Source organism: Variovorax sp. V15, assembly GCF_041154425.1.
Classification (GTDB): domain Bacteria; phylum Pseudomonadota; class Gammaproteobacteria; order Burkholderiales; family Burkholderiaceae_C; genus Variovorax; species Variovorax guangxiensis.
In genome coordinates this window covers 4,037,825-4,059,794 of the sequence record NZ_AP028659.1, presented here as the reverse complement: position 1 = coordinate 4,059,794, position 21,970 = coordinate 4,037,825, and the positions used below count along the sequence as shown (strand labels likewise).

The 21,970-nt window shown below is 70.2% G+C and carries 17 protein-coding genes; 6 read left to right on the top strand and 11 right to left on the bottom strand.

The window, feature by feature from the left end; translation table 11 throughout:
• The 3 genes from cobN to ACAM57_RS19265 all read left to right on the top strand — a co-directional run bounded on the left by cobN (position 1) and on the right by ACAM57_RS19265 (position 5,545).
• Positions 1–3,819 carry a cobaltochelatase subunit CobN gene (cobN, locus tag ACAM57_RS19275; RefSeq protein WP_369658537.1) on the top strand — a complete coding sequence of 1,273 codons (3,819 nt, stop codon included), beginning with the start codon at positions 1–3 and terminating at the stop codon, positions 3,817–3,819.
• Positions 3,816–4,895, top strand: a complete 1,080-nt coding sequence (locus ACAM57_RS19270) for an ATP-binding protein (protein ID WP_369658536.1) — start codon at positions 3,816–3,818, stop codon at positions 4,893–4,895. Before cobN ends, ACAM57_RS19270 begins: the two co-directional genes overlap by 4 nt.
• Positions 4,896–5,086: 191 nt before the next feature.
• Positions 5,087–5,545 (top strand): VWA domain-containing protein, encoded by a 459-nt coding sequence (locus tag ACAM57_RS19265; RefSeq protein WP_369658535.1) that lies wholly within the window; start codon positions 5,087–5,089, stop codon positions 5,543–5,545.
• Here the strand turns inward: ACAM57_RS19265 and ACAM57_RS19260 are convergent.
• The 8 genes from ACAM57_RS19260 to ACAM57_RS19225 all read right to left on the bottom strand — a co-directional run bounded on the left by ACAM57_RS19260 (position 5,542) and on the right by ACAM57_RS19225 (position 17,035).
• Complete coding sequence (locus tag ACAM57_RS19260; RefSeq protein ID WP_369658534.1) at positions 5,542–6,048, bottom strand: SET domain-containing protein; 507 nt, start codon at positions 6,046–6,048, stop codon at positions 5,542–5,544. The two genes, ACAM57_RS19265 and ACAM57_RS19260, sit on opposite strands and share 4 nt — an antisense overlap.
• Positions 6,049–6,144: 96 nt before the next feature.
• The gene (locus ACAM57_RS19255) at positions 6,145–7,077 is read right to left on the bottom strand and encodes an ABC transporter substrate-binding protein (RefSeq protein ID WP_369658533.1); all 933 of its coding nucleotides are present in this window, start codon (positions 7,075–7,077) and stop codon (positions 6,145–6,147) included.
• A 26-nt stretch (positions 7,078–7,103) separates the two neighbouring features.
• Complete coding sequence (locus ACAM57_RS19250) at positions 7,104–7,961, bottom strand: PA4780 family RIO1-like protein kinase (RefSeq protein WP_369658532.1); 858 nt, start codon at positions 7,959–7,961, stop codon at positions 7,104–7,106.
• The gene (locus ACAM57_RS19245; RefSeq protein ID WP_369658531.1) at positions 7,958–9,040 is read right to left on the bottom strand and encodes a GNAT family N-acetyltransferase; all 1,083 of its coding nucleotides are present in this window, start codon (positions 9,038–9,040) and stop codon (positions 7,958–7,960) included. The genes ACAM57_RS19250 and ACAM57_RS19245 overlap by 4 nt, the downstream gene beginning before the upstream one ends.
• 318 nt (positions 9,041–9,358) lie before the next feature.
• A complete protein-coding gene (locus ACAM57_RS19240; protein WP_369658530.1) occupies positions 9,359–9,922 on the bottom strand; it encodes a GNAT family N-acetyltransferase in 564 nt (187 codons plus the stop codon).
• A 4-nt stretch (positions 9,923–9,926) separates the two neighbouring features.
• A complete protein-coding gene (locus tag ACAM57_RS19235; protein ID WP_369658529.1) occupies positions 9,927–11,858 on the bottom strand; it encodes a reverse transcriptase family protein in 1,932 nt (643 codons plus the stop codon).
• A gap of 279 nt (positions 11,859–12,137) precedes the next feature.
• Positions 12,138–13,844 carry an SWIM zinc finger family protein gene (locus ACAM57_RS19230; RefSeq protein WP_369658528.1) on the bottom strand — a complete coding sequence of 569 codons (1,707 nt, stop codon included), beginning with the start codon at positions 13,842–13,844 and terminating at the stop codon, positions 12,138–12,140.
• Positions 13,841–17,035, bottom strand: a complete 3,195-nt coding sequence (locus tag ACAM57_RS19225; protein ID WP_369658527.1) for a hypothetical protein — start codon at positions 17,033–17,035, stop codon at positions 13,841–13,843. Before ACAM57_RS19225 ends, ACAM57_RS19230 begins: the two co-directional genes overlap by 4 nt.
• A gap of 148 nt (positions 17,036–17,183) precedes the next feature.
• Between ACAM57_RS19225 and ACAM57_RS19220 the strand changes: the two genes are divergently transcribed.
• Complete coding sequence (locus ACAM57_RS19220) at positions 17,184–18,275, top strand: ATP-dependent DNA ligase (protein ID WP_369658526.1); 1,092 nt, start codon at positions 17,184–17,186, stop codon at positions 18,273–18,275.
• Positions 18,276–18,285: 10 nt separating this feature from the next.
• On the opposite strand, the gene ACAM57_RS19215 is transcribed toward ACAM57_RS19220, so the two are convergent.
• Positions 18,286–19,722: a PLP-dependent aminotransferase family protein gene (locus ACAM57_RS19215; protein ID WP_369658525.1), complete on the bottom strand. Its 1,437-nt coding sequence runs from the start codon at positions 19,720–19,722 to the stop codon at positions 18,286–18,288.
• Between the two features lie 91 nt (positions 19,723–19,813).
• Here ACAM57_RS19215 and ACAM57_RS19210 point away from each other — a divergent pair, with 91 nt between their 5' ends.
• Both ACAM57_RS19210 and ACAM57_RS19205 read left to right on the top strand, forming a co-directional pair.
• A complete protein-coding gene (locus ACAM57_RS19210; protein WP_184641965.1) occupies positions 19,814–20,551 on the top strand; it encodes an NAD(P)-dependent oxidoreductase in 738 nt (245 codons plus the stop codon).
• A 17-nt stretch (positions 20,552–20,568) separates the two neighbouring features.
• Positions 20,569–21,078: a cupin domain-containing protein gene (locus ACAM57_RS19205; RefSeq protein WP_369662456.1), complete on the top strand. Its 510-nt coding sequence runs from the start codon at positions 20,569–20,571 to the stop codon at positions 21,076–21,078.
• On the opposite strand, the gene ACAM57_RS19200 is transcribed toward ACAM57_RS19205, so the two are convergent.
• Both ACAM57_RS19200 and ACAM57_RS19195 read right to left on the bottom strand, forming a co-directional pair.
• The gene (locus tag ACAM57_RS19200) at positions 21,079–21,588 is read right to left on the bottom strand and encodes a GNAT family N-acetyltransferase (RefSeq protein ID WP_369658524.1); all 510 of its coding nucleotides are present in this window, start codon (positions 21,586–21,588) and stop codon (positions 21,079–21,081) included.
• A 20-nt stretch (positions 21,589–21,608) separates the two neighbouring features.
• Positions 21,609–21,965: a DUF2845 domain-containing protein gene (locus ACAM57_RS19195; RefSeq protein WP_369658523.1), complete on the bottom strand. Its 357-nt coding sequence runs from the start codon at positions 21,963–21,965 to the stop codon at positions 21,609–21,611.
• Between the last annotated feature and the right edge of the window lie 5 nt (positions 21,966–21,970).

The following is a 21,970-nucleotide window of genomic DNA, read 5'->3' as shown; positions in this document are numbered from 1 at the left end:
ATGCACCTGCTGAGCACCCAGCCCGGACGCTTCGTCGAGGACGACAGCGTCGTCACCCGTCTCGACCAGACACCGGGCGACATCGTGGTGCTCAGCTCGGCCGACACCACGCTCGCGCTGCTCGCCGCCGCGCGCACCGCGCTGGCGGCCACCGACCCAGGCTATCCGTCGCTGCGGCTGGCCAACCTCATGTACCTGCGCCAGCCGGCATCGCTCGACCTGTATGTCGACGAAGTGCTGCAGCATGCGCGCGTGGTGGTGGTCGACCACCTGGGCGCCGAATCGGCCTGGGCCTACGGGCTGCAGCAGCTCGAGAAGCTGGCCAGGCGCAAGGGCCAGCAGCTCGCGATGTTCTCCGGCGACCTGCAGGAAGACGAAGACCTGCTCGTGCGCGGCACCCTGTCGCGCGACGTGAGCCGGCAGCTCTGGCAGTACATGCGCAGCGGCGGGGCGGGCAACGCGATGCAGTTCCTGCGCGCGGTGGCCTTCCACGGCCTGGGCCATGGCGAGGCCCCGCTGCCGCCGCGCAGCCTGCCGCAGGTGGCGCTGCATGTGCCGGGCGGCGCGGGTGCTTCGCACACGGTGGCCGGCATCGACGACCTGCGCAACCGCTGGCACGCCGGCGCGCCGGTGGTGGCGCTGGTGTTCTACCGGTCGCATCTGCTGTCGGGCAATACGGCCGCCTTCGATGCGTTGGCAGCGGCGTTGACCGCGCAAAGTTTGAACCCGCTGCCCGTCGCGCTCGATTCGCTCAAAGACTCGCTGTGCCTGTCCACGCTGCGCGAGCTGTGCGCGGAGCACGACGTGCAACTCGTGCTCAACACGACCGCATTCGCGGCGCTGGGGCAGGGCGGCCAGGGCGAGGGCGAGGGCGTGGAGCTCGCCGGCGACGCGCCCGTGCTCCAGGTCATCGTGAGCGGCGGCAACCGAGAGGACTGGCTGGCCGACAGCCAGGGCCTGCGCCCGCGCGACATCGCGATGCAGATCGCGCTGCCCGAGATGGACGGCCGCATCGTCACGCGGGCCGTGAGCTTCAAGGGCCTGTCGCACCGCTGCGAGCTCACGCAGACCGAGGTGGTGAACTACCAGCCCGAGCCCGACCGCATCGCCTTCGTGGCAGAGCTGGCGCGGCGCTGGTGCCGGCTGCGCAGCCTGCGCGCGGAAGAGAAGCGCATCGCGCTGATCCTTGCCAACTATCCCGGCAGCGAAGGCCGCATCGGCAGCGGCGTGGGACTGGACACGCCGGCCTCCGTGATGGCGATCCTGCACACGATGGCGGCCGAAGGCTATGCGCTGGGCGACCCCCCCGCGATGCCCGCCGACGGCGACGCGTTGATGCGCAGGCTGCAGGAAGGCATCGCCAACGACCCGTCGAAGTGGGCTTCGCGGCCGGCGTGGCAGAGCTTCGCGCTGGCCGACTACCGGGCGTGCCTGGCCCGGCTGCCCGATGGCATGGCGGCCGCCATCGACGAACGCTGGGGCACCCCCGAACAAGACCCGATGCTGCGCAACGGCCGTTTCATGATCGCGGGCCTGCGGCTGGGCCGCGTGTTCGTCGGCATCCAGCCCGCGCGTGCGCTCGGCAGCCTGGGCACCGCCGACTACGCGAGCTACCACGACGCCGAGCTGGTGCCGCCGCACAGCTACCTGGCCTTCTATTTCTGGCTGCGCGAGGCCTTCGCCATCGACGCGGTGGTGCACGTGGGCAAGCACGGCAACCTCGAATGGCTGCCCGGCAAGAGCATCGCGCTGTCGCAGTCCTGCTGGCCCGATGCGATCCTCGGGCCGTTGCCTAACGTGTACCCGTTCATCGTCAACGACCCGGGCGAGGGCGCGCAGGCCAAGCGGCGCACGCAGGCGGTCATCGTCGACCACCTCATGCCGCCGCTCACGCGCGCCGAGAACCACGGGCCGATGCAGGACCTGGAGCGGCAGGTCGACGAGTACTACGACGCGCTGCTGGTCGACGCGCGCCGCGCGAAGGTGCTGCGCGCGCAGATCCTCGCGGCCGTTCGCGCCCAGCATCTGGTCGAGGAACTGGGCATGCCCGGCGCGGAGGAAGACGACGCCGTGCTCGCGCGCGTGGACGCCTATCTCTGCGAGCTGAAGGAAACGCAGATCCGCGACGGACTGCACGTGTTCGGCGCTTCGCCGAGCGGTCGGCTGCGGCGCGACACGCTGCTGGCGCTGGCGCGCTATCCGGCTGCGGACGGCGTCGGCGCGAATGCCGGGCTGCTCGGCGCGCTTTCGCAAGACCTTCTGCCGGACGACGCCTTCGACCCGCTCGACATCGACGCGGCCCGGCCTTGGCAGGGCGCGCGCCCCGCGCTGCTGCAATCAGTGAGCACCGAGGCATGGCGGCACCAGGGAGACACGCGCGAGCGGCTGGAGCTGCTGGCGCAGCGGTTGCTCGAAGCCGGCGAGTACCCGCCCGGGTTGCCGAAGACAACAGCCGTGATGAGCCGCATCGCACAACGCCTGGCCCCCGCGCTCGACGCCTGCGGCGCGCAGGAGTTGCGCCAGTTGTCCCGCGCCCTGCAAGGCCGCTTCGTGCCGCCGGGGCCGAGCGGTTCTCCTTCGCGGGGCCGCCCCGACGTGCTGCCCACCGGCCGCAACTTCTACGCTGTCGACACCCGTGCTATCCCGACGCCCACGGCCTGGATGCTGGGCCTCAAGTCGGCCGCGCAGCTGGTGGAGCGGCACATGCAGGAGCATGGCGACTATCCGGTGGCGATGGGCCTGTCGGTCTGGGGAACGGCCACCATGCGCACCGGCGGCGACGACCTGGCGCAGGCCTTCGCGCTGATCGGCGTGCGGCCGAGGTGGGCGCCGGGCAGCCAGCGCGTGGTCGATTTCGAGGTGCTGCCGACGGTCGGGCTCGGGCGTCCGCGCATCGACGTCACGCTGCGCATCTCGGGCTTCTTCCGCGACGCCTTTCCCAATGCCGTACAGATGTTCGATGCAGCGGTGCAGGCCGTGGCCGCGCAGGAAGACGAGGACGAGGAGCGCAACCCGATCCGCGCGCGCATCCTGCGCGAGACCGCCGCGCTGCGGGCGCAGGGCATGGCGCCCGAAGCGGCCCGCACGCAGGCCGGCTGGCGAGTGTTCGGCTCGGCGCCGGGCAGCTACGGCAGCGGCTTGCAGCCGCTCTTCGACCGTGGCGACTGGCAAAGCGACGACGATCTGTCGAAGGCCTACGTCGGCGGTAGCGCCCATGCCTACGGACAGGGCAGCGACGGCGTGCCGGCGGCCGACGCGCTCAGGCGCCGGCTGCGCGCGATGACCGTCGTCATGCAGAACCAGGACAGCCGCGAGCACGACCTGCTCGACTCCAACGACTACTACCAGTTCCAGGGCGGCATGGCGGCCGCCGTGCGCCACCTGAGCGGCCGCCAGCCGGCCATGTACCACGGCGACCATGGCAACCCGCAGGCGCCGCGCGTGCGCACGCTGAAGGAAGAAATCGGCCGCGTCGTGCGCTCGCGCGTCGTCAACCCGAAGTGGATCGACGGCGTGAAGCGCCACGGCTACAAGGGCGCTTTCGAGATGGCCGCGACGGTCGACTATCTGTTCGGCTTCGATGCCACCGCGCGCGTGGTCGGCGACCACCAGTACGCCATGGTGGCCGACGCCTACGTGCTCGACGACGCCACCCGCGACTTCGTGAATGAACACAACCCGCGCGCGCTGCACGACATGCTCAGCCGCCTGCTCGAAGCCATGCAGCGCGGCCTCTGGCAATCGCCCGGCGACTACCGCGCCCGGCTCGAGAACCTGCTGCTCGACCACGAGCAGCGGATGGAAGGAAGCCTCCGATGACGATCACCGCCGCCGCCATGCCGGCGCCTTTTCCTTTTTCCGCGATCGCGGGGCAGCCGCACCTGCGCCAGGCGCTGCTGCTGGCCGCCGTCGATCCCGGCCTGGGCGGCGTGCTGATCGAAGGACCGCGCGGCACCGCCAAGACCACCGCGGCGCGCGCGCTTGCCGAATTGCTGCCCGACGCGCCCTTCGTCACGCTGCCGCTGGGCGCGAGCCTCGAGAGCCTGGTCGGCACGCTGGACCTCGGCCGCGCGATGGCGGGCCACGAACTCCAGTTCGCGCCCGGCCTGCTCGCGCGCGCGCACGGCGGCGTGCTCTACGTGGACGAGATCAACCTGCTGCCCGACGCGCTCATCGATTCGCTGCTCGACGCCGCTGCCAGCGGCGTCAACGTGGTGGAGCGCGACGGCATCTCGCACCGTCACGCCGCGCGCTTCGTGCTCGTGGGCACCATGAACCCGGAGGAGGGCACGCTGCGCCCGCAGCTGCTCGACCGCTTCGGCCTGTGCGTCCAGCTGCGCAACATCGACGACCCGTCCGAGCGGCAGGCCATCGTGCGTGCGCGGCTGGCCTTCGATGCCGATCCGCAGGGCTTTCGCGACAGGCATTCGCAGGCGCAGGACGAGCTGTCGGCGGCGCTGGTGCGTGCACGCGCGCTCGTGGCCGACGCGGCGGCGCTGCCGTATACCGATGCGGTGCACGAGGCGGTGAGCGCGATGTGCATCGCCGCAGCCGTCGATGGGCTGCGTGCCGACCTCGTGATGCTGCGCTCGGCCCGTGCTCTTGCGGCGTGGGAAGGTGCAGCGGCCGTCACGTCGGACCATGTGCAACGAGTGACCGAGGCCGTGCTGCTGCACCGGCGCAAGCCGGAGGCCGAAGCTCCCGCTCCTCGGACTGCGCCGCCCGAAGCGGGCGGCAAGGCCAGCAGCGATGCGGTCGGAAAGAACAGCACAGGCAGCGCGGACGACGGTGACTGGGGCGCCATGCCCCCCGAGCCCGTCGGCATCGAGCGCGTGAAGCCGCTGCGCCCGCTGATCGACTCGCGCCAGCGGCAGCCAACCCCAAAAAAAGCCTGAGCCTCCGGCACGCCGCACCGCCCGCTGGCGCACGCCAGGGCGACCGGAGGCAGGGCCCGCAAAGGGACGCATGGCACGGGCCCGCGAAGCAGGGCCCGGCCTTCGACTGGCCGCGCACTTTCGCGGCACGCGGCGCCGACCGGCTGCGCGCCGGGCATCTGCGCCATCGCCCACAAGAAGCGCGCAGTGGCGTGCTCCATTGCTTCCTGCTCGACTGCTCGGCCTCGATGCGCAACGACGGCAACCTGGCCCGCGCCAAGGGCCTGCTGCTGGCGCTGATGCAGGAGGCCTACCAGCGCCGCGACCATGTCGCGCTGCTGTGCTTCGCCGGCGAGATCGTCGAGCTGCGCCTGCCGCCACGCCGTGCCAGCGTCTGGAACGACGACTGGATCGCGCCGATCGCGGCCGGCGGCGGCACGCCGCTGGCATTGGGCGTGCGGCGCGCCGATCAGCTGCTCGCCAAAAGCGGAACCCGGCAGAACTGGCTGTGGTTGCTGACCGATGGCCGCAGCAGCGAAAGCCCCGAGCGGCCCGAGTCGGCCGATGTGGTGTGCGTGGTCGACTTCGAGGCGGCGCGCTTGCCGCTGCACCGCGCGAGGCAACTGGCCGAAAACTGGGACGCGCGCTATCTGGCGGCGGACGGCGCCTAGGCGGGCTGCACGCCAGCCGATGCCGCTTCGGACGGCGTTTCCTCTGGCGGCGCCAGCATCGTCCCCCTGCAGTTCGGCGAGCCGCAATGGCAGGGGTACTTCGATGGTGGCGAGCCGTCGTCCGCGGTGAGCGAGTAGTCGATGAAAAGCTCGTCGCCCGCGTCCACCGCCACCAGCGTCTGGAACTTCAGCACCAGTTCGCCGCCCTCGTCGTATTCCTCCACTGCCTCGCAGTTCGGCTCGCAGGAGTGGTTCAGGTGGCGGGTGGCGTTGCCGCCCTTGGCTCCGTCGATGGTTTCGTTGTTCGACAGGGTGAACAGGTAGGTGAGCTGGTCGTCCCAGACCTTGGTGGCGATCTCGGCCTTGGTGTAGCGGCGGCCTTCGTAGAGGCCGAGAAAAGCTTCGGCCGGCAGGTCGCGGGTGGCGAAGGCGCCGAGGCCGTGCACGCCGCTGGGGCCGACCCGGACGAAGGGAGTGGACGAGGTTCGCTTGTGGTGCTTCATGGAGGGGAGAAGGGGCCGTCGGGCGCGTTGTTGTTGGCGTTGTCTTGCCGCTGGAGTGTCGACGCTGTTTCGATCGGGCGGATGACAGTCATCTGCTCAGGGCCTGGGCTCGCCCAGAGACGCCAGGCAGCCCACGATCGCGTCGGCCGCCTCGTCGAGACGGGGGCCGGGGCGCATCATGAGGTCGAAGCGCGCCGAGGCGAAGCTGCACACCCGCCCGCGCTGGATGGCCGACATGGCCGACCAGCCGGGCCGCGAGGCCATGGCGGAGATCTCGCCGAGGGCCGAGACCATCAGCACGTCGGGGTTGGCGCGCACCACGAACTCGGGGCTCATCTTCGGGAAGGGGCCGAGCGTGCCCGGCACGGCATTGCCGAGGTCGAGGCGGGCCAGCGTCTCGCCGATGAAGGAGCTCTCGCTGGCCGCGGCCATGCCGCCATGCACCTCGAAATACACGCGCCGGCCCTGCCAGCCGGCCGGCACGCGGGCCCTGGCTGCGTCCAGCCCGGCGTCGAGCTTGCGCCAGTAGGCCTCGCCCGCGCCGGGGCGGCCGGTGGCGCGGGCCACGGTTTCCATCACTCGGCGCATGTCGGCGTGGGTCTTGGCGTCGAGCGCCAGCACCTTCAGGCCCAGCCGCTCCAGCGGCTCGGCGGCGCGGCTGCGAGGGCGCAGCAGCACCAGGTCGGGCTTGAGCGCGAGGATGCGTTCGACGTTCGCGTCGTCGATGCCGCCCACCTGCGGCAGCCCCTTCACCGAGGCCGGCCAGTTGGCATGGCGGTCGATGCCCACCAGCCGGTCGCAGGCGTCGAGCGCGCAGACGGTCTCGGTCAGCGAGGGCATCAGCGACACGATGCGCTTGGCCGGCGCCTGCAGCTCGACCGTGGTGCCCCGGTCGTCCTCCAGGCGGATGCCGGCGCCGTGGGATGCCGCGGCGCCGAGGCCCAGGGCCACGAAGGCGGCGGCCTTCGCGACCTGCCGGGCGGCGATGGAGGGGGAGAACGGGAGGGGCTGCAGGGTGGAGGAGTTCATCGGAACGGGCATCGTCGGCGCGCCGGCTATTGTCGTCGCGGCGCGCGCATGCGAAAGCGACGGGCCGCTTCTTCCTCGGCGCGCGCGTCGTACACCTCGCGCATCAGGCCGCGCATGTCCACCGGGCCGCTCTCCTGCGCGAAGCGGCCGGTCAGCTCCGTCTCGGGGCGCAGCTGGCCTCGCTCGTAGAGGTGCCAGATCTCCTCGCCGTAGTTCGTCTCCAGCAGCGCGGGAGCGAAGCGGCCGAAGAAGCCGCGCAGGTTGGCCACGTCGCGGAGCAGCATGCGCTGCGCGTGGTTGTTGCCTGCCGCATCAACCGCTTGCGGCAGATCGATGATCACGGGCCCGTCATTGGCCAGCAGCACGTTGAACTCAGAAAGGTCGCCGTGAACGATGCCGGCGCACAGCATGCGCACCACCTCCCTCAGCAGGCTGGCGTGGTGGCGCAGCGCGTCGCGGGGCGGGAAGGCCACGTCGCCGATGCGCGGGGCGGCGTCGCCATGGGCGTCGGTCACCAGATCCATCAGCAGAACGCCTTCGAGGAAGTTGTGCGGCGCGGGCACGCGCACGCCGGCAGCGGCCAGGCGGTAGAGCGCGTCGACCTCGGCACTCTGCCAGATGGCCTCGGTCACGCGCCGGCCGAAGCGCGTGCCCTTGGCCATGGCGCGCGTCTCGCGGCTGTTCTTCACGCGCCGGTTCTCGGTGTAGTCCACGGCCTGGCGGAAGCTGCGCCTGTCGGCTTCCTTGTAGACCTTGGCGCAGCGCGTTTCCTCGCCGCAGCGCACGACGTAGACCATGGCTTCCTTGCCGCTCATGAGCTGGCGCACCACGGAGTCGATCAGGCCTTCTTCGACCAGCGCCTGGAGCCGTTCGGGTACCTTCATGGGCGCACCTCCCGGCCGCGGAGATAGGCCCGCAATGTTTCGGTGCCCAGCTGGTAGAAGCCGTCGCGCCTGTATTCCGTGTAGCCGAGCCGGTGGTTGATGGAAAGCATCGGCGCGTTGACTTCGGCGTTGTGGGTGTAGGCCAGCGTCACTTCGGGGTGGCGCTCGTGCACGAGCTGCAGCATCGCGGCCTTCACGCCCTTGGCCAGGCCCTTGCCGCGCCATCGCCTGTCGACGGCGGTGAGCCGCTGGTGCATGCGGTCGGGGAATTGCCGGTTCCAGGAGGCCTCGCACACCGCGACCACTTCGTCGCCGTCGAGCAGCAGCACCAGGAAGTGTTCGCCGCCGCGCCGGTCCATGTCGGCGTACCAGTGCGGGAAGTCTTCCAGCTCGTAGCGCAGCGGAGGGCGATCGAGCAGCGTGGTGGGCGCATCGCTCAGCAGCACGGAGAGCGGCGCCATCAGCGTCGCCAGGCGCTCCATCGGCACACGGCCCGCATGCACTTCGGCGCGCAGGCCGTGAGCGGGTGCGAAGCCATCGGCCTGCCAGCGTGCGAGCTCGCGCCAGTCGAGATCCGCGAGATACATGCGGTTCTCGATGCTGCGGTGCTTCTGCGTGGCGCCGACGGCCTGCAGGAATGCGTGGCCCTCGGGCAGGTGGGTCTTGATGGTCGCGACGGTCTTGCCGCGCGCTTCCATCAGCTCCAGCAGCGCGCGAAGCAGGGCGCTCGCCACGCCCTGGCGCCGGTGCGGGCGCAGCACGCCGCCCCAGGTTTCGAGGAAGGGCGCGAAGGCCTCGTGCTCGGGCGTGCCTTCGCGGCGGAAGCTCGCGCTCAGGCTGCCGATGAATTCGCCATGCGCTCCGACGGCCAGCACGCGGTGGAACTCGTACAGCGGATTGAAGCGCAGCACGTTGTGCCGGGTATCGGCATCGGGGGCGATGGGGTCGCCGGGAAAGTCTTCCGTGGCGCGCACTCGCCAGTAGGTCAGGAAATTGGCCCAGTCGGCTTCGCTCGCGCGCTGGGGATCGAACACCGTTGTCACGGTATGCCGCGCGTTCGCGGCACTGTTTTCAAGCATGGTTGCTGCCTTGATTCGACAAATGAACGGGGCACCACAGGCACTGGCGTGCCTGCGGCGGCGTCTTGTTTGAATCGGGGCGGTTCGGTGGGCGCTGCGGCCGGTGAGGGTGGCCGCGACGGCTGACCGGCTAGGCGGTCGGCGCTTGCTGTTGAACGATCAGTTCAGATGAGGCCCGACAAACCGCACGATATGGGGGGCATGAATTACGGCGTTTTCCATCTCGTACCTCCTTTGCTGCGTGGTTGTCGAAGCTGTGAATGTAGCGGGCTTGCCGCGTGCTGTGAAGTGCCGCGCGGTTTTGACACACGCGCCGGTTCATTGCGTGGTGCCGGGCCGATCGATTCGATAGACGAAATGCGCGGTGCCGTCGATCGGGTTGTCGGGCGTGAGCGGCCCCTCGGCCACGCGATGGAAACCGGCGCGCTCCAGCACGCGAGAAGAGGCCGCGTTGGCGGCCGACACCGGCACCACGATGCATGGTGCAGCGGGGTAGTCGCGCCATGTGGCATCGACCAGCGTGCGGATCATCGCCGCGCCCAGGCCGCGTCGCAGCGCATCGGGCTCGCCGACGAAGTAGTCGATGCTCAGTGCCGGGCCCGGCACTTCCACCAGCGGCGAGAGTTCGTCGATGTAGCCGGGGTTGTCCTCGAAGGTGTAGCGCTGCACGAGGCCGAAGTCGCGGCCTTCGGTGGAGGCGATGTAAATCTCGGCCGTGTCGATTCCATCCACCGACGGGCCGAAGTCGTGCTCGATGGCTTCCTGCGATGTCTCGTGGTTCCACCAGCGCGCCACATGCGGCTCACTGAGCCAGCGCGACAGCATCGCGAAGTCGGCACGCGAGAGCCGGCGCAGCGTGATCGGTGCGTCGGCCCTGAACATGCCTTCAGTTCTTCATGCTGTGGACCAGGGAGGCCAGCGCCGACGATATGAAGATCGCCACGATGAAGCGCAGCCAGCCCGACTTGCGCTGCACGAAGTTGTCGATGGCGACGCCGCCCGTCATCAGCCAGATCAGCGGACTGGTTCCCGAGAGGAAGACGCTGACGACGTACAGGGCCTGCAGCATCATGCTGGCGACCCAGCCGATCTGAGAGAGGGCGCCCGGTGCTTGCTTTGCAGCCGGCGCGGCAGCGGGCTGTGCCGTGGCGGGCGCGCTCGCTGGTGCCGGGCCGGCTGTGACCGGTTGCGGGCGTGCCGCTTCGCGCTGCGCCTTCTTTTCTTCCGCGATCTGCTCGGCCGTCTTCTCCAGCACCGGGACGGCCGCTTCCGCCGGCTGCCACCACGCCGGCCATGGCGCCTTGCCCGCGGCGGACTGCTTGCGGAACTCGCCTGCGCCGAGCCTGCGCTGCGATGCCTGCGTCTTCGGTGCAGCACCGCCTTCGTGCTTCGCCGCCAGCGCGCGAACGCGCTGCAGATAAGGCTCGGCGCGCGCCGCATCGGTCATCGCGATGAAGTTGGCATAGCCGCGCAGCGCGCCGATCACGTCGCTGTTGCCGTTCCATTGCAGGCCCTGCGGGCCGTTGCGCTCGGCCTGGTGCAGCACCGCGCGGAAGCGCCGCAGGGTGTCGCGGTCGACCGAGAGCTTGTCGTTGACGACGATGCCCGTCACATGCTGCTGGCGGTGCTTTCGCATCACCTGCTGCTTGTCGGGGTGCAGCGTGAGGCCCTCGCTGGCCACGATCTGCTTCGCGCGCCACAGCAGCTTGGCCGTGTCGCGGCTGTGCTCGGGGCCTGCCGAGAACGTCAGGTCGTCGGCGTAGCGCGTGTAGCGAAAGCCCAGCTTCGCCGCACTCGCCGACAGACGGGCGTCGAGCCGGCGGCACAGCAGGTTGGTGATCATCGGGCTGGTGGGCGCGCCCTGTGGCAGCACGCGGTCACCGCGCGCGACGAAATAGCGGTTGCCGTCGAGCTGCACCTCGTCGGTCGGCGCCTCGGTGCACACCAGTGCCAGCAGGCTCGCCACCTGCGACGAGTAGCCGAGCTGGCGGAACACGCCGCGCACGCGGCGCATGCCGATGGAGGGGAAGAAGTCCTTCAGGTCGAGGTTGATGACCACGTCGCGGCCCACGTGCGGTGCGGCGTTGGTGAGGATCGAGCGGCCCGGCACGAAGCCGTGCGCGGCCTCGTGCACCGGCATCTTCGCGAGGATGTTGTCGAGCACCCAGTACTGCGCGCGCTTCAGCCGCGGCATGGGCGCGGAGATGTGGCGCTCGCCGCCGCTCTTCTTGGGCATGGTGAAGCGCTGGTAGTGGCTCACGCTCGACACCTCCCGATGCCATGCGAGAAAACGCAGCTCGCCCAGGCCGATGCCCATGGCCTGCGCGAGATCGCTCGCGTGGTCCAGTGCGGGCAGGGCGTTGCGGGCCAGCGCCTGGCTGTCGCTGTGCGCGTCGTTGAGGCCGCCGGAGACGCCGTCGCCCACGTAGAGCAGCTCGCGCTGGCGCCGCTCGTGCCATGCAACGGCGCGCGCGTGGCGGCCCTGTGCTGCGCGCTGGCGGGTTTCCTCGCGGCGCTCGCGGGCACGGGCCATGCGCTCCTTGCGCATGATCTTCAGGGCCCGGTCGCGGTCCTCGATGCCGCGCAGTTCGCTGCCGAGCTTCGAGAGCGCCGCCTGCAGCTCGCCCTCTCGGCGGATCAACTGCTCCTCGACCGTAGGCTGCACTGCGTCGCGCGGCCAGAAGCCCAGGCGCTGCATTTCCTCGAGGACGACTTCCTGCTTGGAACTCTTGCGGATGCGCTCGTACAGCTCCTCGCGGGTGAGCGCGGAGTCGGGAATGGAAGATGAAGAAGAGGAGGCGGGAGACTGCATGGTCATGGCGCTGCGCCACCGGCCGATGCACTGCTGGAAGAGAAAGGTTGCGAACGAAGCGGGAATCTCGTCGAAGAGCCTCGGGACTGGAGGGCTCCACTCGACGCCGGATGGCCATGGTGACGCCGATGAGCTTCGAGGAAGCCGCACTGTTGTCGCGTCACCATGGCCATCCGGCACAGTGAAGAGACGTCCAGTGACGCTTGGGAAGTGCTGTATGCGAGGGCGGCGATACGCCGACCGGATTGCAAGAGCCTTCCCGCTCCGTTCGCAAAAAGCAGTGTATCAGCCGATGTGGGCGGTGGTCCTTTCCTGGTCTGTCGTTGTTGTTGTCGTCGTGTTCGCGGTGATCGAAGGCGCGGCCGACAGGCGCAGCGCGAGCATGTGCTCGCACGGCCCCTTGGTCATGCGGTGGCGCACGAAGTGGCTGCACTGGCATTCGCCCGAGGCGACGCGCTGGTCGGCGTCGAGCTGCAGGCTCATGAAGTACTCGCGCTGCCCGGACGCGCCCTTGCACTTGCCGCTGATGGAAACGCCGCCGTCGGCGCGCGCCTGCGTCTTCACGCCCGCGATGCGGCGCGCGCGCACCAGTTCGGCCGCGGCTTCCTCCTCGGGGCTGGCGTAGCGCAGCTTGTCCATGGGCAGCGGCTCGCGGCTGAGCTCGCGCAGCCGCCACACGCCGTGCGCGATGTCGTACACCACGCGCCCTGCCTGCACGTAGCCGCCGAGCGCGGCATCGACCGTGAGCGTCGAAAGACCCGTGGCCGCCGCCAGCTCGGCGGTGGTGGCGCGCCAGCGTTCGCCCAGCGCCGCGAACACGCGCAGCAGGCTGTCCTGGTCGACCGCCTGCCGCGGCTGCAGCAGTTCGAAGTGGCCGTTGCGCGACCAGTCGTTGGCGGTCCAGCCCGAGAGGCCGAGGGTGAATTCCATGTCGGGCATCTGCGCGACCCAGAAGCTGGGCATGCCGGTGCCCAGCAGGTGCACGGTGAAGCCCTGTGCCACCGGCACCAGGCGTTCGAGCTGCAGCAGGCGGCGCCGGCCCCACACGCGGATGTCGATGTCGGCGGCGGCACTGTGCGTGGAGCGCGGGCACACCAGCTCGTGGCCCCAGGGCTCGAACACGATGCGCACTGGCTGCCCCGGCCGCAGCACGAAGCGCAGCGAACGCGGGCCCACGCGTTCCTTGCGCCGGCGCAGCACCAGGCAGATGTTGTGGATGTCCATCGGGTGCAGCTGCAGCCGGTGCGCGGGCAGCAGCATCGCGCTGCTCACCTGCAGGAAGCCGCGCACCCAGCTGTCGGGCACGTCGATCTTGGGCTCGTGGAAGGCCGGATCGTTGTCGCTCTGAACCTGGAAGCCGCCGGGGTCGATGGCCAGCCGCGTCGTCTTGTAGTCGCGGATCTTCTGGAACTCGTCGTACAGCGACTCCGAATAGTCGACGTTGGTGGTGCCGTACGCATGGTCGCTCACCCGGTCGAACACGTCGTGGCTGCACGCGAACATGCCGTAGCTCGACTCGTCCTGGCTGAAGCACTCGAAGAACACGCGGTCGGGGTGCACCGTGATGACCGGGTCGAGCACGAACCACGCCTCGCGGTTGACCTTGTAGAGGTGGTCGAAGTAGCGCTTCTGCGCGCTCATGAAGGGCTGCAGCACCGACTGCTTGCGCTTGCGCAGCTCGGCCAGCTCCGTGCTGATGGGTTCCATCTGCGCCTTCAGCTCGTCGCTGCGCGCCATGAACTGCGCGAGCAGCTGGCCCTCCTGCCCGGCCAGCCATTCGAGGTACGCGCTCTTGTCGCGCGGCTTGAAGCGCAGGTCGCCCACCACCACGTCGTGCAGTGCCGACATGCCTTCGCGGAACGGCAGGTGGCGGTTGATGTCGGCGACGAAGTGCACCGGCGCGCGCAGCGTATCGGGCGCGAACTGCAGCGCGGTGCTGTTGGCCGTGTGCTGTGCGCCTGAATGGCCGAAGTAGCGGTACTGGAATCTCATGCGGCGGGCCCTCCGGTCAGGGCGGAGGAAGAGGGCGGAGGCGCGCGGCGCGGCGCGATGCTGCGCACCGGCGCAGTCTGCAAGGGGTTGTCCAGCCCGGGGAAGGCTTCCTGGATGCTGCGCAGCCCGGCCACGTATTGCGCGCGCTCGGTGATCGCGCCTGTCACGGCCTGCCGTGCGAACACGCGGGCGACGATGCGCGCGATGTCTTCCGAGTGCATCGCCTGCGCGGCCAGGAACTCCATGACGCGCGCCTTGGCCAGCCGGCCCCGGTTGGCCTGCGAGAGCACGCTGAGGAAGTACGGCTCCAGCCGCGCGAGCACGTCGGCATTGCGGCTCGCGGCCGAGGCCAGCCAGTTGGTCACGAAGAGCTGCATGCCCGGCGAGGGATGCTGGCTGAGCTGCAGCATGTAGGTGGTGACGTCGGTCACGTCGAAATGCGTGGTGAGCAGCTCGCGGCCCAGGCGCTGGGCGCCCGCGTCCTTGTGGTCGCACAGGCGCACGAGCAGCGCGGGCGTCCACAGGCTGGATTCGCCCTGGGCGCCGAACCACTGGCGCGCCCAGTCGCGCGCGTCGTCCCAGCGGCTGTCGAATATGCGCAGCGCGTCGCCGAGTTCGGCGAGGGTGCGTTCCGGCCTGGCGGCCAGTTGTTCGGTGGCCCACTGGCGCGCGGCGGCGGTGTCGACAAGGCCGAAGCTCGCGGTCTGCAGCACGCTGAAGCTGAGAGCGTCCTGCTGAGGCAGCAGCCATGCGCCCAGGCGCTGCGCGCCCTTGCTGCGCGCTTCGAGCAGGCGCAGCGTCACGGCGGGCTCGCCGCGGCGCGTGTGCTCGGCCAGCGGGCCGCACAGCCATTGCAGCAGCGAATCGAACACGCCCTCGGCGGCTTCGGCGCGGAACAGCTCGTCGCGCAGCAGCGGCATCAGCGCGGCGGCGAAGGCCGGGTGCGCGGGCAGCAACTGCGCAAGGCGCGGTGCGACGGCGGCACGCACGACCGGCATCGGGCTGCTGCAGAAGGCGGCAAAGAGTTCGGGCTGGGTGACCAGCGACTCGTCGGGCAGCGATGTGAAGAGCCGCACGCCGGCACCGCGCAGCCGCTCGTCGTCGGACTGCAGCAGCCGAGTGAGCACGCTCACCGGCAGCCCCTGCACCGAGGCCGGATGCAGCAGCAGCCACTCTGCGGCGGTGCGCACGACGTCGGGGCTCGCATGATCGAAGAGCGCCAGCAGCCTGTCGAGCGGCGCCTTGGCGGCAGCCGTGCGCAGCAGGCCCTGCAGCGCCCATTGCAAGTTCTCGCAGATGGCGTCGAGCTGCGGCTGCGCGGCATCGCAGGCCGACAGCCACGAGAGCAGTTCGGAGGCGAGCACATCGAGCGTCGAAGGGTTCGGCGCGGCGGCCTGCAGCAGCAGGCGTGAGGCGCGGCGCACTTCGGCGTCGGCCGAGGTCAGCAGCATCAGCAGCAGGCCGACCTGCTGGCTGTAGAGGCCCGGGTCCTGCCCGATGTATTCGAGCGCGAGCGTGCGCGCCTCGGCCAGCGGGGAGCCCAACAGCGCGGGCAGCCAGGGCAGGGGGGCTTCGCCCGCCGCGATGCGCTGGCGTGCGATGCCCAGCGCGAAGCGCGCCGTGTCTTCCCAGGTGCTGGCCAGCAGGCGCCAGACCGTGGGCGCTTCGAGCGCTTCGCAGAAGGGCTTGTTGTCCTGCAGCGCGCGCGCGGCGAAGGCGTGCACGGCGGCGCAGCGGCCCTGCTGCATCAGCTGCAGCAGTGCCTGCGGATGGCGATCCCAGCGTTCGGGCCAGGCTTCGGTGCGGTTCAGGCGCTGCGCGGGCAGCGGCGTGCCGCGGCGCCACTGCAGGCCGCCACGCTGTGCTTCCCATTCGGGGTCGTGGCGATGCAGCAGCTGCATCAGCACCAGCCAGCGGCTGTAGGGGCCGGTGTGCCAGCTGCGCGGCTCGGGCGTCCAGCGCGACTCGCGCTGTTGGCCGGCGGTGCCGGCTTCGGCGTCGTCGGCCGCGAGCAGCACGCCCATGGCGAGCCGGAGCCAGTCGGCTTCATCGGCCGCGCCGGCCAGGGCAAGCCTGCGCAGGTTGCGCCAGGTGCGGCGGCGCAGGTAGTCGCGCGTGCGCTGGCTGTAGGCGAGGCGGCTGTCGGGCCGCACGATTTCCTTCGCGATTTCGACGTAGCGTCCGTTGACCTGCGCCCAGCGACCGCCGGTGCGGAATGCCGCGCGCTGCGTTTCGAGGCGCTGGTGCAGCACGCCGAGCAACTCATAGTCGCCCGCGAACTCCGCGCCCTTGTAGAGGCGCCGCCATGCGCGGAAGCTGCCGGCCGCGAGCTGCAGCGTCGGCGCGATCTGGAGCAGCGCGGCATGCGCGAGCCCGTCGGCGCGGCGGCCTTCGAGCAGCGACAGGTCGAAGAGCTGCTCGACCCAGACGGCGTACTTCAATCCGTTCCAGAGCGCCGGGTCGGCCAGATGCTGCTGGAGCAGCGGCATGGACTGTGCGATGGGCACTTCGCCCATCGCGGCCCAGGCGCGTCGTAGCGGGGCGGGCCAGTCGTCGATGATGCGCGCCGCCTCGGCTGCGCGCTGCTCCTCGGGCCAGAGTGCGAGCGCTGCCCATCGCGCGGCGCGCGTGACCACCGGCGTGCGTCCGCGCTTCGACAGCTCGCGCATCGCCTCGAAGGCGCCAGCGTCGCCGCATCGGCCGACGGCCCAGGCGATGCAATAGTCGAGCATCGGCTCCCCGGTCTCGATGTGGTCGATAAGCTGCGGCACGGCGGCAGCGAGCCGGCGTTCCCCGATGCGCCACACGACTCGGGTGCGGCGCACCGGGGGCAGCAGCCGCCATGCGTCGGGGCGGATGGCTGCCAGCAGCACGGCGTCGCCGGGGTGCGCGATGGCGGCAGCGGTGGGCGGGGTTGCCGCCGGAGCCGGTGCGGCGGAGCCTTCGGGCACATAGCCCTGCGCGATCTGCGCGGCAACGGCATGCTCGAATGCGGTGCTGGCTGCCTCGAAGGGCAGCGGCGACGGGGTGAAGACCGTTTCCTTCCATTGCAGCCCGTCGCGGCTGGTGCTCACGTGCACCACATGGCCGGGAGCTTCCGGCAGGGCGAACAGTTCCACTGTGCTGAAGCCGGCGGCGCCTGCCACGCCGGGCTTCGTGCGGATCAATTTCTCTGAGCGAATGCGCTTCACGCGGAGGCCTCCCCTGCCTTCGGTTGGTGCTTGTGCTGCTTTCTTGTGTCGCCGCGCATCTTAGCGGGCGTTTGCAGAGTTCACCGCGATCACTTCGCTCTTGCCTGTGTAGCATGCGCGCTCCGGCAACCACGCAGCGATTCTCCAGATGTCGAACACCGCGCAGACTCCGCAGTCGAGCTTTCTCTACTTCACGGGCGCAGGCTCGGACAAGGTCTACCAGGTGCACCTTCGGCCCAAGGGCGACGGCTGGGTGGTCGACTACGGCAATGGCCGGCGCGGCGGCACGCTTTCCACCGGCACCAAGACCAGCAGCCCGGTCGCCTACGAGGCCGCGCTGAAGATCTACGACAAGGTCGTCAAGGAGAAGACTTCCAAGGGCTACACGACCGACCAGTCCGGCGTGCTCTACACCTCCACCGACCTTGCCGGCCGCGTGAGCGGGGAGCTGCCGCAGCTGCCCACGCTGATCCTCGAGGAGCAGGCCGCGCGCTACTTCGACGACCCCGGCTGGGGCCTGCAGGAAAAAGCCGACGGAGAAAACCGCATCCTGCTGATCGAGGGCGAGACTGTGCGCGGCACCAACCGGCGCGGACTGTTCGTCGACATTCCGCAGGCCTGGGTCGCAGCGGCCGCAGCACAGCCTGGGCGCACCGTGATCGCGGGCGAGCACGTGGGCGATGCCTTCATGGCCTTTGACCTCCTGGAGTTGCACGGCGAGGACCTGCGCGGCGCGCCCTTCATCGAGCGATTCGGCCATCTGCGCACGGTCGCGCCGTCGATGCCGTGGATCAGCCTGCTCGAACTCGAGCTCACGGCCGAGGGCAAGCGCCGCCGTGCCGCCGAGCTGCTGGCCGCGCACGGCGAAGGCTATGTGCTCAAGTCGCTCGACGCACCCTTCGCCGCGGGCCGCAGCACGAGCAGCCTGAAGTTCAAGTTCAACCAGAGCGCGACCTGCGAAGTGATCCGTGTGAACGCCCAGCGCTCGGTGGCCGTGGGACTGCGCGACGATGGCGGCGAGATGGTCGATCTGGGCAACGTGACGGTGCCACCCAACGAGGCGCTGCCGGCCGTGGGCGCGCTGGTGGAGGTGCGCTATCTCTACCGCTATGCCGGTGGCAAGTTCGAGCAGCCGGTCTACAGGGGGCAGCGGCCGGACATGACGGCGGAAGACGCTGTGTTGTCGCAGGTCACGCGCATCAAGGACCGAAGCTCGGCGGTCGACGACGAGGCCGCCTGAGGCGGATTGTTCAACCCAGCGCCGCGTGCAGCCTCGCGGCGAGCCGGTTGGCCTCGGCGGCGGTCGCGATGTTGGTGAAGCCCATCAGCAGGCCCTGCGCGCCGGGCCCCGAGACGCCGCGTGCCGACAGCGGCTGGCAGTTGAGCCCCGCCTGCTGCGCGCGGCGGGCCAGCGCGACGTCATCTTCCTCGCGCCCGTCGAAGCGCGCGATGAGGTGCATGCCGCCGCTGCGTAGGTCGAGGTGCACTGCATCGCCGAAAGCCTTCTGCAGCGCGGCAACGAGCATCGCGCGGCGGCGCGCGTAGAGCAGGCGCATCTTCTTCAGGTGGCGCGGGAAGTGGCCCTCGCGCATGAAGTCGGCCACCACTGCCTGCGTGCTCTGCGGGCTGCCGTTCGACCATGTGCGCGCCGCTTCCTCGAAGCGCGGGCACAGCGATTCGGGAACGACGAGGTAGCCCAGCGCCAGCCCGGGGAAGAGCACCTTCGAGAAGCTGCCGGCGTACAGCACGCGGTCGTGGCCATCCAGGCTTTTGAGCGCGGGCAGCGGTGCGCCGGCGTAGCGGTACTCGCCGTCGTAGTCGTCCTCGACGATCCAGGCGCCGGCTTTCGAGGCCCAGTCGAGCAGCTGGAGCCGCCGCGCGAGCGTCATCGACACGCCCAGCGGTGCCTGGTGTGAAGGCGTCACGATAGCCATCCGGGCTTCGGGCGCCTTGCGCAGGCCGCGCGCGACGACGAGGCCGTCTTCGTCCACGGGCACCGGCACCGTGCGGTGGCCGGCAGCGCGCAACACCTCCTGCGTCGGCGGAAAACCGGGGTCCTCGATCCACACGCGCTCGTCCTTCTTCAGCAGCGTGCGCGCGACGAGCGCGAGCGAGGCGCGGTAGCCGCCCGTCACCAGCACCTGCGAGGTATGGCACGAGACGCCGCGCGACACCTGCAGGTAGGCCGCGATGGCTTCGCGCAGCGGCGGGTAGCCGCCGGGGTCGCCGTAGAACATGTCGGCCGCGTTCATGGCCCGCGCGCGGCGGGCGGCGAGGCGCGACCACAGCTTGCGCGGAAACGCATCGAGCGCCGGGATGCCCAGCTGCATGAGCGGTGGCTCGCCCGGGTGCTTGAGCGCATCGGGCGCCGGCTTGTCGATGCCGCGGGGCGGCTCCCGCCTTGCCGGCCGATGCTGCGGCAGCGATGGCGACACCACCGTGCCCGCCTGTCCGCGAGAAGAGAAATAGCCTTCGCCGGTCAGCTGGTTGTAGGCGGCCTCGATGGTGCCGCGCGCCACGCCGAGTTCGGCCGCGAGGCTGCGCGCCGAGGCGACGCGGTCGCCGGGGCGCAGCGTGCCTTGCTCGATGGCGCTGCGGTAGCGCTCGTAGATCTGCCGGAACAGCGGCGTCGTCCTGGCCCGGTCGATTCCCGGTACGTCCTTCGGTGCTTGGGGCTGGGTCATCATGGCCTGGTCGTTTCGGCGATTCTTGGCTCTTTTGGATGGGGCATCGTAGACCTAAGCTCGTCCTCATGGACAGCCTGGAAGGAAGAATGCAATGAGCGAGAAGGTATTTCTGGCGGGAGCGACCGGCGCGGTGGGCGTCGCGCTGATCCCGATGCTGATCGAGGCGGGCTACACCGTTCACGGCAGCACCCGGCGCGCGGACCGGGTGGGCGCATTGGAAGCGATGGGCGTGCACCCGGTCGTCGTCGACGTGTTCGACGCGGCGGCCCTGCGCGAGGCGCTGGTGCGCATCGCGCCCTGGGGCGTGATCCACCAGCTCACCGACCTGCCCAAGGACCTGGACCCGGCCCGCATGGCCGATGCCGCCGTGCTCAATGCGCGAGTGCGCACCGAGGGCACGCGCAACCTCGTGGCCGCGGCGCAGGCGGCGGGCGCGAAGCGGCTGGTGGCGCAGAGCATCGCCTGGGCCTACGCGCCGGGGCCGAAGCCCTTCACCGAAGCGCAGCCGCTGGACATCGGGGCCGAAGGCGCGCGCCGCGTCAGCGTGGGCGGCGTGGCCGCCCTGGAGCAGAGCGTGATGGGCGCACATGGCATGACCGCCACGGTGCTGCGCTACGGCCAGCTGTACGGGCCGAACACTTCGACCGAGACATCCAAGGGCCCGAGCCCGCTGCATGTGGAAGCCGCCGCGCGAGCCGCCTTGCTGGCGCTGCAGCGCTCCATGGGCGGCATCTTCAACATCGCGGAGGACGGCAACGAAGTCAGCAGCGAGAAGGCGAAGCAGGCGCTGGGCTGGCGGGCCGAGGCGCGGTCGGGAGCCACGCCGTGAATGCGCTGCCGCTGTTGATGCGGCGCCGCGCGGGCATCGGCTTTGCCGCGCTGGCGTTCGTGGCGGCGGGCTGGGCCTTGCTGCCGCATGCGAGCAGGCAGTCGACGGCGCGGCTCATCGACGACATCTGCAGCACCGTGAGCCGCCCGATGTTCTCGTCGGCGCCCGCGCCCGAAGGCTCCGCCGCCGCCGCGCGGCCGCGCACCTCGGTGAAGGTGATCTCCTGCGAGGCGCTGCCCCATGTGCCCGGCAAGTCGGTGACCACCGCCATCGTCGACTTTCCGCCCATGGCCTATTCACCGGCGCACCGGCACCCGGGCTCGGTGACCGCGATCATTCTCGAAGGCACGGTGCGTTCGCAGCTCGCTGGCGGACCGGCGGGCGACTACAGGCCGGGAGAAACCTTCTTCGAGCCGCCCGGCACGCTGCACCTGTTCGCGGAGAACCCCGATCCGGTGAAGCACGCCAGGCTGGTGTCGGTGTTCGTGACCGAGGAGAACTGCGGCCCGCTGGTGCTGCCGCCCTGATCAGGCGGTCGCTTCGAAGGCCGCGTGATACGCGACTGTGCCCGATGGCATCGTGCCGTTCAGGAGCAGCGCCTGGAAATACTGCGGCGGTACGCCGGGGTAGACCAGCGCGGGCGTTGCCGCGAAGCCGAAGCGGCCGTAGTAGGCCGGCTCGCCCAGCACCACGCAGCCGGCCGCGCCCAAATCGCGCAATGCAGCCAGCGCCTTGTTCACGAGCTGCACGCCGATGCCTTGCCCTTGATGTTCGGGCGCAACCGAAACCGGCCCGAGCCCGTACCAGCCGGCCGAGTCGTCCGAGATGCGCACCGGCGATATGGCGACATGGCCGACGACTTGCCCGCCGGCAATCTCGGCAACGAGCGAGACGGAAAGCTGGCCGGCACTGCGCAACGCGTTGACGATGAATTGTTCGGTGCGGCTCGAGTGCCCGGCATCGAGAAATGCCGCGGCCGTCACTGCCTCGATGGCTGGCGCGTCGGACGCCGCTTCGTTCCTGATCGTGATGTTCATCGTGGTCTTGCGGCTGCCGGCTATCGCATCTTCTCGCCGTCGCGCACCGATTCGACAGCGCCGTTGTAGAACCGGACGATGCCGAGGAAGTTGCCCTGACCCCGGTGGTACACCCAGTCTTCCATCGGCACGCACTGCTGCGTCACCACCTGCTGCGCCGGGCCGCCCGGGTAGGGCGAGAGCACCCACGCCACCTGCGGCCGGGGCACGCAGACGAACTCCTTCGACATCGGCTCGCCGCATTTCTGCACCACCGAGAACTTGGAATCGCCCACGCCGGAAAGCGTGCCGCCGCAGCTCAGCGACTGGGCCGATGCGCCGTCGGCATGCATGAGGGCGAGAAGACAGAAGAGGGCGCTTGCGGCGAATGTGCGCATGGTGC

Excerpts from the sequence above, each read along its gene's own strand:
- cobN (WP_369658537.1), top strand. The coding sequence starts at position 1 with ATGCACCTGCTGAGCACCCAGCCCGGACGCTTCGTCGAGGACGACAGC.
- ACAM57_RS19270 (WP_369658536.1), top strand. The coding sequence starts at position 3,816 with ATGACGATCACCGCCGCCGCCATGCCGGCGCCTTTTCCTTTTTCCGCG.
- ACAM57_RS19260 (WP_369658534.1), bottom strand. The coding sequence starts at position 6,048 with ATGAAGCACCACAAGCGAACCTCGTCCACTCCCTTCGTCCGGGTCGGC.
- ACAM57_RS19255 (WP_369658533.1), bottom strand. The coding sequence starts at position 7,077 with ATGAACTCCTCCACCCTGCAGCCCCTCCCGTTCTCCCCCTCCATCGCC.
- ACAM57_RS19250 (WP_369658532.1), bottom strand. The coding sequence starts at position 7,961 with ATGAAGGTACCCGAACGGCTCCAGGCGCTGGTCGAAGAAGGCCTGATC.
- ACAM57_RS19245 (WP_369658531.1), bottom strand. The coding sequence starts at position 9,040 with ATGCTTGAAAACAGTGCCGCGAACGCGCGGCATACCGTGACAACGGTG.
- ACAM57_RS19240 (WP_369658530.1), bottom strand. The coding sequence starts at position 9,922 with ATGTTCAGGGCCGACGCACCGATCACGCTGCGCCGGCTCTCGCGTGCC.
- ACAM57_RS19235 (WP_369658529.1), bottom strand. The coding sequence starts at position 11,858 with ATGACCATGCAGTCTCCCGCCTCCTCTTCTTCATCTTCCATTCCCGAC.
- ACAM57_RS19230 (WP_369658528.1), bottom strand. The coding sequence starts at position 13,844 with ATGAGATTCCAGTACCGCTACTTCGGCCATTCAGGCGCACAGCACACG.
- ACAM57_RS19220 (WP_369658526.1), top strand. The coding sequence starts at position 17,184 with ATGTCGAACACCGCGCAGACTCCGCAGTCGAGCTTTCTCTACTTCACG.
- ACAM57_RS19215 (WP_369658525.1), bottom strand. The coding sequence starts at position 19,722 with ATGATGACCCAGCCCCAAGCACCGAAGGACGTACCGGGAATCGACCGG.
- ACAM57_RS19210 (WP_184641965.1), top strand. The coding sequence starts at position 19,814 with ATGAGCGAGAAGGTATTTCTGGCGGGAGCGACCGGCGCGGTGGGCGTC.
- ACAM57_RS19205 (WP_369662456.1), top strand. The coding sequence starts at position 20,569 with ATGCGGCGCCGCGCGGGCATCGGCTTTGCCGCGCTGGCGTTCGTGGCG.
- ACAM57_RS19200 (WP_369658524.1), bottom strand. The coding sequence starts at position 21,588 with ATGAACATCACGATCAGGAACGAAGCGGCGTCCGACGCGCCAGCCATC.
- ACAM57_RS19195 (WP_369658523.1), bottom strand. The coding sequence starts at position 21,965 with ATGCGCACATTCGCCGCAAGCGCCCTCTTCTGTCTTCTCGCCCTCATG.